Source organism: Halorubrum sp. DM2 (genome assembly GCF_901686465.1).
GTDB lineage: Archaea > Halobacteriota > Halobacteria > Halobacteriales > Haloferacaceae > Halorubrum.
The window spans coordinates 1,549,817-1,563,831 of record NZ_LR594487.1; the positions used below are offsets into that span (position 1 = coordinate 1,549,817).

The 14,015-nt window shown below is 68.6% G+C and carries 10 protein-coding genes, 1 tRNA gene and 1 pseudogene; 6 read left to right on the forward strand and 6 right to left on the reverse strand.

The window, feature by feature from the left end:
- The first annotated feature begins 138 nt into the window (after positions 1 to 138).
- From QOL69_RS07980 to ugpC, 4 genes and pseudogenes are all read left to right on the forward strand, one after another.
- A pseudogene (locus tag QOL69_RS07980) lies at positions 139 to 1,426 on the forward strand (ABC transporter substrate-binding protein).
- Between the two features lie 53 nt (positions 1,427 to 1,479).
- Positions 1,480 to 2,466 carry a carbohydrate ABC transporter permease gene (locus QOL69_RS07985; protein ID WP_048077884.1) on the forward strand — a complete coding sequence of 329 codons (987 nt, stop codon included), beginning with the start codon at positions 1,480 to 1,482 and terminating at the stop codon, positions 2,464 to 2,466.
- Positions 2,463 to 3,407 carry a carbohydrate ABC transporter permease gene (locus QOL69_RS07990; protein WP_283402755.1) on the forward strand — a complete coding sequence of 315 codons (945 nt, stop codon included), beginning with the start codon at positions 2,463 to 2,465 and terminating at the stop codon, positions 3,405 to 3,407. Before QOL69_RS07985 ends, QOL69_RS07990 begins: the two co-directional genes overlap by 4 nt.
- A 102-nt stretch (positions 3,408 to 3,509) precedes the next feature.
- Positions 3,510 to 4,628: an ABC transporter ATP-binding protein gene (ugpC, locus tag QOL69_RS07995; protein ID WP_048077882.1), complete on the forward strand. Its 1,119-nt coding sequence runs from the start codon at positions 3,510 to 3,512 to the stop codon at positions 4,626 to 4,628.
- Between the two features lie 52 nt (positions 4,629 to 4,680).
- Here ugpC and QOL69_RS08000 read toward each other — a convergent pair whose 3' ends face one another.
- Both QOL69_RS08000 and QOL69_RS08005 read right to left on the reverse strand, forming a co-directional pair.
- A complete protein-coding gene (locus QOL69_RS08000) occupies positions 4,681 to 5,094 on the reverse strand; it encodes an SHOCT domain-containing protein (RefSeq protein ID WP_283402756.1) in 414 nt (137 codons plus the stop codon).
- Between the two features lie 114 nt (positions 5,095 to 5,208).
- Complete coding sequence (locus QOL69_RS08005; protein ID WP_283402757.1) at positions 5,209 to 5,688, reverse strand: DUF192 domain-containing protein; 480 nt, start codon at positions 5,686 to 5,688, stop codon at positions 5,209 to 5,211.
- A 60-nt stretch (positions 5,689 to 5,748) separates the two neighbouring features.
- Between QOL69_RS08005 and QOL69_RS08010 the strand changes: the two genes are divergently transcribed.
- A tRNA-Val gene (locus QOL69_RS08010) sits at positions 5,749 to 5,822 on the forward strand.
- A gap of 430 nt (positions 5,823 to 6,252) precedes the next feature.
- Here the strand turns inward: QOL69_RS08010 and QOL69_RS08015 are convergent.
- The 4 genes from QOL69_RS08015 to QOL69_RS08030 all read right to left on the reverse strand — a co-directional run bounded on the left by QOL69_RS08015 (position 6,253) and on the right by QOL69_RS08030 (position 12,202).
- The gene (locus QOL69_RS08015) at positions 6,253 to 7,071 is read right to left on the reverse strand and encodes an ABC transporter permease (RefSeq protein ID WP_283402758.1); all 819 of its coding nucleotides are present in this window, start codon (positions 7,069 to 7,071) and stop codon (positions 6,253 to 6,255) included.
- Positions 7,068 to 8,048 carry an ABC transporter ATP-binding protein gene (locus tag QOL69_RS08020; RefSeq protein ID WP_283402759.1) on the reverse strand — a complete coding sequence of 327 codons (981 nt, stop codon included), beginning with the start codon at positions 8,046 to 8,048 and terminating at the stop codon, positions 7,068 to 7,070. Before QOL69_RS08020 ends, QOL69_RS08015 begins: the two co-directional genes overlap by 4 nt.
- 84 nt (positions 8,049 to 8,132) lie before the next feature.
- Complete coding sequence (ligA, locus tag QOL69_RS08025) at positions 8,133 to 10,325, reverse strand: NAD-dependent DNA ligase LigA (protein WP_283402760.1); 2,193 nt, start codon at positions 10,323 to 10,325, stop codon at positions 8,133 to 8,135.
- A gap of 692 nt (positions 10,326 to 11,017) precedes the next feature.
- Positions 11,018 to 12,202, reverse strand: a complete 1,185-nt coding sequence (locus QOL69_RS08030) for a metal-dependent hydrolase family protein (RefSeq protein ID WP_283402761.1) — start codon at positions 12,200 to 12,202, stop codon at positions 11,018 to 11,020.
- A gap of 115 nt (positions 12,203 to 12,317) precedes the next feature.
- Between QOL69_RS08030 and QOL69_RS08035 the strand changes: the two genes are divergently transcribed.
- Complete coding sequence (locus tag QOL69_RS08035; RefSeq protein WP_283402762.1) at positions 12,318 to 14,003, forward strand: HVO_2922 family protein; 1,686 nt, start codon at positions 12,318 to 12,320, stop codon at positions 14,001 to 14,003.
- Positions 14,004 to 14,015 lie beyond the last annotated feature (12 nt).

The following is a 14,015-nucleotide window of genomic DNA, read 5'->3' on the forward strand; positions in this document are numbered from 1 at the left end:
CCCCGCAGTCCCGGCGCGTCCGAAAACGGAAACCGGAGGAATACAACCGATTCATGGCGGTCGACGGCGTTTTAGAAATTGTTCTAGAGTAATGAGTAAGTATATATGCCAATCGTCCATTGTCTACCGTGAAGTACCATGACAGACCAAGACAAGCGGTTATCGCGGCGACACTTCGTCGGAGCGACTGGGGCGGCAACCCTCGCGGGTCTCGCCGGCTGTTCCGGCGGCGGCGACGGAGGCGACGGGGGAGAAGGTGCGCTTGAGGTTCCTTCACGCGTGGACCGGCGGCGACGGCGCGACGGCTGCGGAAGCGCTCGTGGAGGCCTTCGAGGAGGAGTATCCCGACATCGAACACGAGTTCAATCCGATCGGGGGCGGCGGCAACCAGAACCTCGACGCGGTCGTCGCGAACCGGCTCCAGAACAACGAGCCGCCGAGCGCGTTTGCCGGCTGGCCCGGCCCGAACCTCCAGCGCTACGACGGCGTCCTGGGCGACGTCGGTAGCGTCTGGGAGGAGGAAGGCTTCGAGGACGTGATGGTTCAGGAGGCCGTCGATCTCCACCAGCGAAACGGCGCGTACCGCGCGGTCCCGCTCGGCTCGCACCGACTGAACTGCCTGTTCTACAACACCTCGGTCGTCGAAGAGGCGGGCGTCGACCCCGACTCGCTGACGAGCGTGTCCGCGTTCATCGACGCGCTGGAGACGGTCCAGAACGAGACGGACGCGATTCCGATGACCCACGGCGCGAGCGGCACCTGGACGACGACCCAGCTGTTCTCCTCGACGATGCTCGGTCAGGAGGGGTACGAGGCGTACATGAACTTCCTCGACGGGAGCCCCGACGAGGCCGCGGTCAGCGCGACCTTCGAGTCGCTCGCGGAGATCCTCGAGAACTACATCAACGACGACGCGTCCTCGATCGGACTCACGGAGTCCAACCAGAACATCATCGAGGGCAACGCGGCGTTCATCCATCAGGGGAACTGGGCGGCCGGTGCCTACCGGAACGCCGAGGACTTCAACTACGACGAGGACTGGGGCTTCAAGACGTATCCCGGCTCGGAGGGCATGTACATGCTCCACTTCGACTCGTTCCTCTACCCGTCCGACAACCCGACGCCGGACACGACGGACCAGTTCATGGCGTTCGTCGGCAGCGAGGCGGCGCAGGTCGCGTTCAACCAGTATAAGGGCTCGATCCCGACGCGAACCGACGTCGACATGAGCGAGTTCGGCCCGTACCTCCAGGAGACGCAGGAGGACTTCGCCAACGCGGAGGAGCGTCCCCCGAACCTCCAGCACGGGCTGGGCGTCCCCTCGGAGACCATGACGGCGCTGAACGACGTGATCTCCAGCGAGTTCTCCGGACCGTACAACGTCGACGCCGCCACCGAAGGCTTCGTCGACGCGGTCTCCAACTAACTCCGGTCCACGATGCGACCGGATTTCGGCGGTTTCGGCACACGACGAACCATATGACACGGAACACTGACACCGGTGACGACAGTGGCGACGCAGTCACGGACGGCGGCGTCGCCGAGGACCGGAAGGGCTCGGGATTCAGTCCGATCACCGCGTTGAACGACCGCTTCGGCAGCGACTTCGTCGGGTCGTCGCAGTTCTGGCTCCCGCCGTTCCTGCTGGTGGGACTGTTCGTCTACGGGGCGATCATCTGGAACTTCCTGATATCGCTAACGGACTTCACCGGCTTTGGGAACCCGAGATACGGCGACTTGGACCTCGAAATGTACGGCCGCGCGCTGTCGGAGAGCGGCTTCGTCGACGCCGCGGTCAACACCTTCGTCCTCCTCGTCGGGTTCACCTTGGTGACGCTCGCGCTCGGGCTCGGGTTGGCGATTCTGGTCGACCGGAATATTCGATTCGAGAACACCTTCCGGACGATCTACCTGCTGCCGATGAGCCTCTCGTTCGTCGTCACCGCGCAGTTCTGGGCGTGGATGTTCAACTTTAACAACGGCGTCATCAACATCGTCATCACGTCGCTCGGGCTCGGCCGGGTCGACTGGATCGGGAACCCGGACATCGTCCTCTGGGCGGTGATGTTCGCGTTGATGTGGCAGTTCGCGGGGTACGCGATGGTCGTGTACCTCGCGGGCCTGCGGGCCATCCCGAACGAACACTACGAGGCGGCGAAGGTCGACGGCGCGTCGACGATCCGGATGTACTGGCGCGTGATCATCCCCCAGCTGAAGGGGTCGACGATCAGCGCGTCGGTCGTCCTGATGGTGTTCGCGCTGAAGGCGTTCGACTTCCTGTACTCGCTGGTCGGCGGCTACCGGCCACCGAACGGGGCCGACATCCTCGCGACCAAGATGGTCCGTGAGGCGTACGCGAACCTGAACTGGGCGTACGCGTCGGCGATCGCTATCACCCTGTTCCTGATGACGCTCGGTATCGTCGGTCCGTACCTCTACTACCAGTACAATCGAGGGAACCTATGAACGACGACACACGAACCGACGGAGGAGCGGTATCGAAAGCGGACCCAGGAGCGTCCGCGGGGGTGTTCTCCGGGATCGACGGGTACCGGGCCATGCTGTATCTCGGCCTGCTCGGGATGCTGACGTTTTTCCTGATCCCGATCGAATCGGGCCTCGTCACCTCGTTTAAGACCCCTAGCGGCGTCAGCGGGTCGCTTCCGTTCACGCCGCCGACGGGGAGTACGTTCACCCTCGAGAAGTGGCAGGCCGCGTTCGACGCGCTCGGCCGGGGACTGATCAACAGCGCGCTGTACGCGATCCCCGCGACCGTCATCTCGGCGCTGCTCGGGAGCTTCGCGGCCTACGGGCTCACGCAGTCAAATTGGAAGCCGAGGTACAAAGCGCCGATCCTCGCGCTGTTCGTCGCCGGGGTATTCATCCCGTACCAGGCGGTGCTCGTGCCGCTCTCGCAGTTCTGGTCGATGATCCCGCTTGAGGAGTCGCTGAGCTTCCTGTGGGGGCTCGGGATCAACGACGACTACACGGGGATCGTCGAGCTTATCATCACTCACGTGGCCTACGGACTGCCGATCTGTACCGTCCTGTTCAGGTCGTACTACAAGAACATGAACGAGGAGATGATCGAGGCGGCGCGGCTGGACGGCGCGTCCATTCGCCGCATCTACCGCCGGATCGTCCTCCCGCTCTCGGGACCGATGTTCGCGGTGGTCCTGATCTATCAGTTCACTCAGATCTGGAACGACCTCCTGTTCACGCTCGTGTTGGTCCAGACGGAGTCCAGCGCGGCCGCGCCGATCGTGTTGATCCTGGCCGGGCTGGGAACGTCGCTCGAAGGGCAGGACTTCGCGCTCCGAATGGCGGGCGCGTTCATCGCCGCCCTGCCGACGCTCGCGGTGTACATCGCGTTCGGCGAGGAGTTCGCCGAGGGGGTGGCGACGTGATCGCCGCCTCTCGCCAGCAGCAATCCATGATTCGACAGCAACCACGTACCCGACCGCACGCATCGATCTCGAACCGCCGCGCCGTTCCACGGGGGCGATAGCATGGGAACGCTCGAACTCGACGGCGTGACTAAGGTGTTCCCCGACGGCGACGGTGAGATCGTCGCCGTCGACGACGTCGACATCGAGATGCGCGACGGCGAGTTCCTCGTCGTCGTCGGTCCCTCGGGCTGTGGCAAGTCGACGACGCTCCGGATGGTGGCGGGGTTAGAGACGATCTCCAGCGGGGATATCCGGCTCGCCGGCAAGATCATCAACGACGTGAAGCCGCAACACCGGGACATCGCGATGGTGTTCCAGTCGTACGCGCTGTACCCCCACATGACGGTTCGGGAGAACATGGCGTTCGGCTTAGAAGAGTCGACGGACCTCTCCGACGGCGAGATCGACGAGCGCGTCACCGACGCCACGGAGACGATGGGCATCGCCGAACTGTTAGACCGGAAGCCGTCCGACCTCTCCGGCGGACAGCGCCAGCGGGTCGCGCTCGGGCGGGCGATCGTCCGCGACCCGGAGGTGTTCCTGATGGACGAGCCGCTCAGCAACCTCGACGCGAAGCTCCGGTCGGAGATGCGGACGGAGCTCCAGCGGCTTCAGGACGACCTCGACGTGACGACGATGTACGTCACGCACGACCAGACGGAGGCGATGACGATGGGCGACCGGATCGCGATCCTAGACGCCGGCGAACTCCAGCAGGTGGCGACCCCGCTGGAGTGTTACCACGAGCCGGCGAACCAGTTCGTCGCCGGGTTCATCGGGGACCCGTCGATGAACTTCTTCGACGTTCAGCGGGACGGCGAGACGCTCGTCAGCCCCCTGTTCGACTACCCGCTCTCGGAGTCGACGCTCGACGACATCGGCGACGTGACCGACCTCACCCTCGGGGTCCGCCCCGAGGACATCTCGCTTGCCGGCGACGCCGAGGGCGAGCACACGTTCTCGACGGTCGTCGACGTCGTCGAACCGATGGGCGACGAGAACACCGTGTACCTCCGGTTCGAGGACGCGCCGGAGGACCAGACGTTCATCGCCACCGTCGACGGTCTCCAGCAGGTCGCGGCCGGCGACGAGATCACGATCGAGATCCCGGAAGAGACGATCCACCTCTTCGACGGGAACTCCGGCGAAGCGGTCCACAACCGAGAGATAGACGACTAACGGCCGACGCGGCGCACCGATCGAGTATCGGAAGCGGCCCGGACGGGACGCTTCACTCGCGTATCCGTTCCACTTCGCGGCGAAGCCCCTCACGCACCCTGTCAGCGACGTCGCCGTCCCCCGGATCGACCGTCTCGGCGTCCTCGGTCTCCAGCAGGCGGTCGAGTTTCCGCTCGAACTCGCGCTCGTCGATCTCGCCGTTGGCGTACCGCTCGCGGAGGGCGTCGAGCGCGGGGTCGCCGGTGGCGTTCTCGGAGTCGTCCGCGTCGTCGTCCGGGATCGGCTTCACCAGCGTGTGGAGGACCGGGAGCGCGATGACGAGGCCGAAGAACCACACGAGTGGGAGGGTCCACCAGAGGCCGGAGAGGATCGGGGCGGCGACGCCGGAACCGACGACACAGAGGGCGAACACCCGCCGCCAGCGGTGGCGGAGGTTCCACGCGATCCGGCGAGCGAGTCCGGTCATGGTCGAGGCGACGGTTGCGACGCTGAAAGCGGTTTCGTCGGGTGGTCGCGTCGGGTCAGACGGCGGCTTTACTCCGGGTCGAACGGCGGCTTTACTCCGGATCGGACGGCGGTCTCACGCCCGGTCGATCACCAGCCGATCGCCCGGGTCGACGCCGTGACGGTCGCTCCACCCGCGCGGCACTTCGAGGACGTAGCGGCCGGTCCCCTCGTAGCGCGTGTACGGCCGCGGCTCGGGTTCGGCCTCGTGGATCCGCGTGACGGTCCCGTTCGCGTCCGCGAAGACGATGTCGATCGGGAAGGCCATGTCGCGCATCACGTAGGCGCGCTCCGCCTCCTCGCCGTGGACGAACAGCATCCCCTCGCCTTCGGAGAGGTCCGGGGTCGCGGAGAGCCCGACGTACTGCTTCACGACGCCGTCGGCGACGCGGGCGTCGACGGTCGCGAGCGACTCGCCGGTGTCACCGTCGACGGCCCCGACCGTGGCGGTGTCGTAGCCGGCGATCAGGAGCGTCGGGTTCGTCGCGGCGACGGCGACGCCGACGAGGACGACGCACGCGAGGACGCCTGCGACCCCGATGAGGCGGCGGTTCACGGCGGGGGTTCGCGGCGCGGAAGGAAATCGTTTTCCGCTCTCAGGGGGTTGTTCCGGTGAGGGCTCGTGGTCTAGCTGGTTATGACGCGGCCTTTACAAGGCTGAGATCGGCGGTTCGAACCCGCCCGAGCCCATACCTGTGGCGAACCGAACGGTGAGCCGCAGGTATGGCGGCGGGTTCGAAGCAGGGAACGGAGCGAGCGCAGCGAGTGGAGTGAGTGAGGTTCGAACCCGCCCGAGCCCATTTCTGGGACGAACGAAGTGAGTCACAGAAATGACTCCGAGGGCGTTTCAAGCCCTGAGAGACGCAGCGTCGAGCGAAGCGAGACGACCGTCTTTCTCCGGTTCGAACCCGCCCGAGCCCACTTCCTGCGGCGAGCAATATCGCGAGCCGCAGGAACGTGCGTGTCTGAGGGCGGGTTCGAATCAGGGAGCGGGAGGTGAGCGAGCGGAGCGAGCGAACGGGAGCGACCGTGGTTCGAACCCGCCCGAGCCCATTTCTGGGACGAACGAAGTGAGTCACAGGAATGACTGCGAGCGGCGTCGCGGCCGAGTCGCGGCCGCTCAGAGGTCGTCCGCGTCGAACTTCAGGAGTCCGGCGAGCGGCGGGGCGACGGTCCAGAAGACCAGCATCGCGGCCGCCGAGAGCTGCCGGTTCGCCTGCTGGCCGCTGAACAGCTGTCCGCCGAGGAACGCGTTCGACAGCACCTCGACCGCGCTCGTGGGGTTCGAGACCTGAAGGAACACGCGTATCTGCGTCGCCGACAGCGGGAGCGCGTTGATGACGGAACCGGGGACGGCTCCGACGAGCCGGCCGGTGAGCACGCTCCACAGGAGGACGAACAGCACGTAGACGCCGATGCTACCGATGAGCGCGCGCAACTGGGTCGACGAGGCGGCCGAACAGCCGACCGAGATGGAGACGAACACGACGCCGAGCGCGGCCGCGAACACGGTGTACCCGAGGAACGCGCCGGCGTTGAACGTGACCGGCACGACGATCAGCACGGCCGCCGGCAGCAGGAAGCCGGCGAACACCGCGAGCGCGAGCGCCGCCCCGCGACCGACGACCTTCCCGAACACCACGTCGGCCCGCGAGTGCGGGAGCGACAGGAGCAGTTTCAGCGACCCCGACTCGCGCTCGCCGCTGACTGCGCCGTAGCCGACGACGACGCCGACCAGCGGGACGAGGTACGTCACGAGGACCGGGCCGACGAAGAAACTCAACAGCGCCTCCGTGGCGAACTGCTCGTTCTGTCCCGTGGGACGAACGATGAACGCGAGCACCGAGACGAGCAGCGAGAACAGCGCGATGAGCGCGATCATCCCGCGCGACTGAACCGTCTCCCGAAGGTCTTTGCGGGCGACGGCGGGGAGGCTCATGAGTCCACCTCCTCGGCCGCGGTCTCGTCGTCAGGCCGAGTCGAGTCGGAGGCGTCGGTGTCGCGCTCCGCAGCGTCTCCCTCCGTGTACGCCAGGAAGAGGTCCTCTAAGGACGCCTCTCGGGTGTGGAAGTCGGCGACCGCGACGCCCGCGTCTTCGAGGGCGGCGATCACGTCGGTCTTCGCGTCGCTGGCGCAGTTCACCACCAGTTCGTCGCCGTCGCGGGTGACGCCGGAGACGCCGGCGACCGCGCGGACCGCCGCGACCGCCTCATCGTCCGCGCCCGCGGCCGCGACTTCGAGCGTCTCCTCGCCGCCGACCGCCTCGCGCAGTCCCTCGACGGAGTCCTCGGCGACCAGTTCGCCGTCGCGCAGGATTCCGACCCGGTCGCAGACGGCGTCGACCTGTTCGAGGAGGTGCGAGGAGAAGAAGACGGTCGCGCCGCGGTCGGCCTCGGTGCGAACGATCTCGCGCATCTCCTTCGCGCCGGCCGGGTCGAGACCGGAGGAGGGCTCGTCGAGGATCAGCAGGTCGGGGTCGCCGACGAGTGCCATCGCCAGGGCGAGCCGCTGGCGCATCCCCTTCGAGTACTCCCCGGCCGGTCGGTCGCCGTCGCCGGCGAGACCCACCCGGTCGAGCAGCGCGTCCGGGTCGTCGTCCACTTCCTTCGACTCGACGGCGAACTCGACGTGTCGCCGGCCGGAGAGGCGGTCGTACACAGAGAAGCCGTCCGGGAGCACGCCCGTCTTCCGACGGATCTCGACCCCGTCCGTCGCGACGTCCGCGCCGAGGACGCGGACCGTTCCCGCGGTCGGGCGCACGAGGTCGAGGAGCATGTCGATCGTCGTCGACTTGCCCGCGCCGTTCGGCCCGAGGAACCCGTACACCTCACCGTCGTCGACGGTGAGATCGAGGTCGCGAACGGCCGTGACGTCGGCGAACTCCTTCCGAACGCCGCGCAGTTCGATCGCGGTCATGCCTTCCGGTTCCGGCGGTACGGGATAAAGGGTTGTGGGTCGGAACGTGCGGTCGTCGGAGGGAGAGCCGACGGGGGAGCGATATCACCCGTCGTCGCTCGGCGGCCACGCGACGCCGCGGTCGTCGAGCAGATCGGCGAACGCGTCCTCGTCGAGGACGGGCACGTCCTCGGCGTCGGCGTCGTCGCGCTTCGATCGGCCGGGGCTCTCGCCCGCGACGAGGTAGTCGGTGTTGCCGGAGACGCTCGACGTGGCGTTCGCGCCGTGCGCCTCGACGTGCGCCTGCGCCTCGCTCCGCGGGACCGACAGCGACCCGGTGAACACGAACGTGAGCCCGTCTAAGGCGTCGCCGTCGGCGGTCTCGAACGGCTCGGGGTCGACGCCGCGCTCGCGGAGCCCCTCGATCGCGGCGCGGTTCTCGTCGCGATCGAAGAAGGTCCGGATCGACTCGGCCACCTCCGGGCCGACGTCGTCGACCTCGCGGAGCGCGTCCTCGTCGGCGTCGAGGAGGGCGTCGAGCGTCCCGAAGTGGGCCGCGATCGCCCGCGCGGTCGTCGCACCCACGTCCGGGACCCCGAGCCCCGCGAGGAAGTCGTCGAGCGGCGGGTTCCGAGTCGCGTCGAGTTCGGCGATCAGGTTCTCGGCACTCGTCTCGGCCCACCCCTCCAGTGCGGTCAGGTCCTCGACGGTCAGGTCGTACAGATCCGGCAGCGACTCCACGAGGCCGGCCTCGCGGAGCTGTTCGACCCGCTCCGGACCGAGCCCCTCCACGTCGAGCGCGTCGCGGCGCGCCCAGTGTTCGACCGCGCGCTCCAGCTGCGCCGGGCAGCCGAGCCCGCCGGTACAGAAGGCGAGCGGGCCGTCGCGCTCGACTTCGGCCCCGCAGACGGGGCAGGCGTCGGGGAACGCGTAGGTCCCCTCGGAGCGCTTCTCGACGACCTCGGGGACGTACGGGATCACGTCTCCGGCGCGATAGATCCGGACGCGATCGCCGACGTTCACGCCGAGCGCCTCGATCTCCGCGGGGTTGTGGAGTGTCGCGCGCGAGACGGTGACGCCGCCGACGTCGACGGGGTCGAGTTCGGCGACGGGCGTGAGCCGCCCGGTGCGACCCACCTGAACCGTCACCCCCTCGACGGTCGTCGTCGCGGTCCGCGGGGGGAACTTGTAGGCGAACGCCCAGCGCGGCGCGCGCGACGTGGTCCCGAGCGCCTCGCGGTGGGCGAGCGCGTCGACTTTGATCACGACGCCGTCGACCGCGTAGTTCAGGTCGTCGCGGGCGGCGAGGATCTCGTCGCGGTAGTCGATCGCGGCCTCGACGTCGTCGACGACGGCGACGCGGTCGTTTCGGCGGAGCCCGAACGACTCGAAGCGGTCGAGGACGTCTCGGTGGCGGTCGGGGCGGCGGGAGGCGACGGAGCGCTCGGGAGCGTCCGGGCCGTCGTCGCCCGACTCCCACGCCAGCACGTCGAAGAAGAAGACGTCGAGGGGGCGCTCGGCGACGACCGCGGGGTCGAGCTGGCGGAGCGTGCCGGCCGCGGCGTTCCGGGGGTTCGCGAACGGCTCCTCGCCGCGCTCGATCAGTCGCTCGTTGTACGCCTCGAACGCGTCGCGGGGCATGTACACCTCGCCGCGGACCGCGAGCCGGTCGGGGTGGTCGTCGCCGCGCAGACGGCCGGGGACGGAAGGGATCGTGCGCACCTGCTCGGTGACGTCGTCGCCCTCTCGGCCGTCGCCGCGGGTCGCCGCGCGGACGTACTCGCCGTCCTCGTATATCACCTCGACCGAGAGCCCGTCGAACTTCGGCTCGCAGACGTACGCGAGGTCCGCGGGATCGGATCCGGCGAGATCGGCCGACTCGGCGGCGGCGAGGCTCTCCCGGACGCGTTCGTCGAACTCGCGGACCGCCGCCGCCTCGGTCGCGTTGTCGATGGACAGCATCGGCGCGACGTGTTCGACCGTCTCCAGCGCGTCGAGCGGTTCGCCGCCGACCCGCCGAGTCGGGGAGTCCTCCGTCGGCAGGTCGAAGGCGTCTTCGAGTTCCCGCAGCCGGGCGAACAGCGCGTCGTACGCCTCGTCGGCGATTAGGGGGTCGGCCTCGACGTAGTACCGGTGGTCGTGCTCGCGGACCGCGGCCCGGAGCAGTTCGGCCTGCTCGGCGGCCGCCTCGGGTGAGAGGTCGTCGACCGCGTCGAAGTCGGTCGGCGGCTCCTCGACGTACGGGTTCTCGTCCGGGTCCGCGTGCCGCGTCGCCGACCCGGATTGCGCGCTCGTCATCGATCGATCCTTGCGTCGGCTCGGATTAAAAGCGACCGTTCGTCGCGCTCCGCGGCCGGAGACACAGATCGGCGGCAGCGAGATGATTTATAAATGAACGCGCGGTGCGGTCGGCGCGCCGGTGAGCGGCCGCCACCGGCGGCCGCGAACCGCCCGCGAGGGAGTCAGTCGGCCGGAGCGACGCGGAGGCCGACCGACGAGGCTGGGGAGGTGTGAGGTGCGGGGCGGTTGCGGTCGGGTGGGACTCGAAGGGGCAGTCGCGAGGCGGGCGCAGGCGTTCACGAGAGCGAAGCTCTCGTGAGCCAATCAGAACGCAGGGCGTTCTGATGACGATGGAAGCACCGCAACGAGGGAGCGAACGCAGTGAGCGACCGAGTGAGGCGCGCAGCGAGCGTGCGCCCGCCTCGCGACTGGGGCTTCGGTGGTGTTCGTGCCAATCGGTCGTTTATAAGAACCCATTACATCGTACAGCCGAGCGGCTGGGGCTTCGGTGGTATTCTCCGTCAGTCCAGTGACAACGATGCGCGACAGAATCGCCGAGACGTTGGGGCGGTCACCGCACCGCAACTAGCTTTTGACAGAAGAGCGGCTGGTCCTTCCAAAGCGTTCACCGCAGAATCGTCGTTCAGGTATAAACGCCCGACTGCGACGCCACTGGATCTCTTATAAGATCCCCAACGGAACCGGATCCACTATTCTACGCGCTCGCCGCGCGCGAACACCGCGTCGGGGTCCCGCCACGCCTCGGCGTCGGCGTTGGGGTCGGAACCGAGGACGACCAGATCCGCCCGATATCCCTCGGCGACGCGCCCCACGTCGTCGAGTCCGAGCAGGTCGGCGGCGTTGACGGTGGCGGCTTCGAGGGCCGCGTCGGGGGCGAGACCGTACTCGACCATGTGCGCCATCTCCTCGGGAATGTCACCGAAGAAGTTGAACGGCGTGCCCGCGTCGGTCCCCATCGCGATGGGGACGCCGGCCTCCAGCGCGTGGTCCCAGGCGTCGTCGAAGCGGTCCGCGGCGTCCTCGGCCTTCGCGACGGCGTCTTCGGGGATGCCGGCCTCGACGCCGTTCTCGACGATGCCGCGGAGCGCGCTCGCGGTCGGCACCCAGTAGGTGCCGCGCTCGGCCATCATCTCGGCCGCCTCCCGGTCCATGAACGTCCCGTGTTCGACGCTGGAGATGCCGGCCTCGACCGCGTTCTTGATCCCCTCCTCGCCGTGGGCGTGGGCCGCGGTCGGGGTGTTCGTGGGGGCGGCCGCGTCGGTGAACGCCGCGAGTTCCTCGGGTGTGAGTTCCGGTGCGCCCGTCACCGCGCCCTCGGTGAGGACGCCGCCGGTGGCCATACACTTGAGCACGTCAGCGCCCGCCTTCAGCTGCTCGCGGGCCGCCTTCCGCACCTCCGCGGGACCGTCGGCCTCGCGCCCGAACCAGTTGCCGTGGCCGCCGGTCATGATCACGTTGCGGCCGCACGCGAGCACGCGCGGCCCGGGGATGTCGCCGGCGACGACCGCCTCGCCGGCGTCGAGCGCGAGCGTCCCCCGGCTCCCGAGGTCACGGACGGTCGTGACGCCGGCCTCGACCGCCGCCGCCAGATTGCTCGCGGTCCGGTAGCTCGCCGTGTAGTCGCTGTCGGAGACCGCGGTCGCGACGTCCGGGCGTCCGTCCATCATCACGTGGACGTGGGCGTCGATCAGCCCGGGCGCGACCACCCGGCCGCTCGCGTCGATCCGCGTGAGGTCCGCGTCCGACCCGTCGTCGATCGCCTCCGCGACCGTTTCCGGGTCGCCGACCGCGACGACCTCGCCGTCCGCGACCGCGACGTCCGCCTCACGAGTCCCGTCCGCGTCCGCCACGCGACCGCCTTCGAACACGTACATACGTCCCAACAGGGACCGTTCGACGGGTAAACGCTCGGGTCGCGGTAGTCCGCGCTCGTCGCACACGTCCCGGACGCCCGACAAGTATAACAGGACTGCCGGAGTTCACTCGCGCATGGCAAGTGACAACGAATCAAAACCGTCCGGCGGACTGTACGAGCGCCGCATCGGCACGCCGACGACGAACGACGAGGTGAACGGCTACTGGCTGTTCGGGTTCGGCGTGTTGCTCGGACTGGCCGGCGTCGTGCTGTTCTTCTTCACCGAGGCTGCGACGACGACCCGGGGAATCGGGTACGCGCTGGCGGCGTTGGCACCGATATTCGTGATGCTCGGGGCGGTGATCCGATTCCCGCTGCGGAAGGCGGGCACCACTCTCGGGTACCTCGGCACGGCGGTCAGCGTTCTCGGCGTCGTCTGGTTCGTGAGCATCTTCCCGGAGGGCTGGTCCACCTCCTCCGGCGATTCGACCGTGATCGTGCTGTACGGCCTCGGACTGGGGCTCATCGGACTGGCGGGAACGGTCGTCCCGCTGCTCTCCGACCCCGTCTACGAGGACTACGAGCGGATGCGGAGCGAGACCGCGAGCGCGACGGCCGAGCGCGACGAGACGAGCGCGGAGCTGGACGCGACCCGAGAGGAACTGGACGAAACCCGAGGGGAACTGGACGCGGCCGAGTCCGAACTCGCCGCGACCACGGAGAAGCTGTCGGAGACCGAGTCGGCGCTCGGATCGGTCCGAGCGGAGACCGCGGCGTTACGCGAGAGCAAGGCCCGGTTCGAGCTGTTCGAGGACGCCGGTGGCAAGCCGCGCTGGCGGCTCCGCCACCGCAACGGCAACGTCATCGCGACCGCCGGACAGGGGTACAGCAGCCGCGGGAAGGCCCAGCAGGGACTCCACAGCGTGCGGCGGAACGCGCTCGGCGCGGGTCTCCTCCGGATCGAGACGCCGGTCGCGGAGGCCGAGGCGGTCGCCGACGACGACGGCCCGGAGCCGGAAGACGCCGCGGAGCCGGACGTCGCCATCCCGGACGAGGACGCCGCGCCGGAGAGTCAGGCGACCTTCGAGCTGTACGCCGACAGCGCCGACGAGTGGCGCTTCCGGCTCCGCCACGACAACGGCAACGTCGTCGGCGACTCCGGCGAGGGGTACGCCTCCAAGTCCAACGCGAAGCGCGCGCTCGCGAAGCTGCGCGACCACGTCGCGGCCGCGGACTACCTCCGGATCGACCCCGCGGCGTTCGAGGTGTTCCGCGACGCGGCCGGCGAGTACCGCTGGCGGCTCGTCCACGAGAACGGCAACGTCCTCGCCGACTCCGGCGAGGGATACGCCTCCCGGCAGAAGGCCCAGCAGGGGCTCGACAGCGTCAGGTCGAACGCCGGCGGCGCGGGCCTCGCGTTCCCCGACGACGAGGACGCCGAGGGGCGGGCGGGCGACGGCGAGAGCAAGGCGACGTTCGAGGCCTACGAGGACAGGGGCGGCAAGTGGCGCTGGCGGCTCGTCCACGACAACGGGAACCTCATCGCCGACTCCGGCGAGGGGTACGCCTCCAAGTCCAACGCGACGGACGCGATCGAACGCGTGAGCGAGTACGCGCCCGACGCGACCGCGCTCGCGGCCGGCAGTGCGGCCTTCGAGATCTACGAGGACGCCGCCGAGGAGTGGCGCTGGCGGCTCCGCCACCGCAACGGCAACGTCCTCTCCGACTCCGGCGAGGGGTACGCCTCCCGGTCGAACGCCGTCGAGGCCGTGACGAGAGTGAAGGCGAACGCGCCGGGTGCGGAGACGGTCGAGAAGTAGCGGGGGAGTCGC

Bases quoted from the DNA above. Each gene is read 5' to 3' on its own strand.
- QOL69_RS07985 (WP_048077884.1), top strand. From the start codon at position 1,480: ATGACACGGAACACTGACACCGGTGACGACAGTGGCGACGCAGTCACG.
- QOL69_RS07990 (WP_283402755.1), top strand. From the start codon at position 2,463: ATGAACGACGACACACGAACCGACGGAGGAGCGGTATCGAAAGCGGAC.
- ugpC (WP_048077882.1), top strand. From the start codon at position 3,510: ATGGGAACGCTCGAACTCGACGGCGTGACTAAGGTGTTCCCCGACGGC.
- QOL69_RS08000 (WP_283402756.1), bottom strand. From the start codon at position 5,094: ATGACCGGACTCGCTCGCCGGATCGCGTGGAACCTCCGCCACCGCTGG.
- QOL69_RS08015 (WP_283402758.1), bottom strand. From the start codon at position 7,071: ATGAGCCTCCCCGCCGTCGCCCGCAAAGACCTTCGGGAGACGGTTCAG.
- QOL69_RS08020 (WP_283402759.1), bottom strand. From the start codon at position 8,048: ATGACCGCGATCGAACTGCGCGGCGTTCGGAAGGAGTTCGCCGACGTC.
- ligA (WP_283402760.1), bottom strand. From the start codon at position 10,325: ATGACGAGCGCGCAATCCGGGTCGGCGACGCGGCACGCGGACCCGGAC.
- QOL69_RS08030 (WP_283402761.1), bottom strand. From the start codon at position 12,202: ATGTACGTGTTCGAAGGCGGTCGCGTGGCGGACGCGGACGGGACTCGT.
- QOL69_RS08035 (WP_283402762.1), top strand. From the start codon at position 12,318: ATGGCAAGTGACAACGAATCAAAACCGTCCGGCGGACTGTACGAGCGC.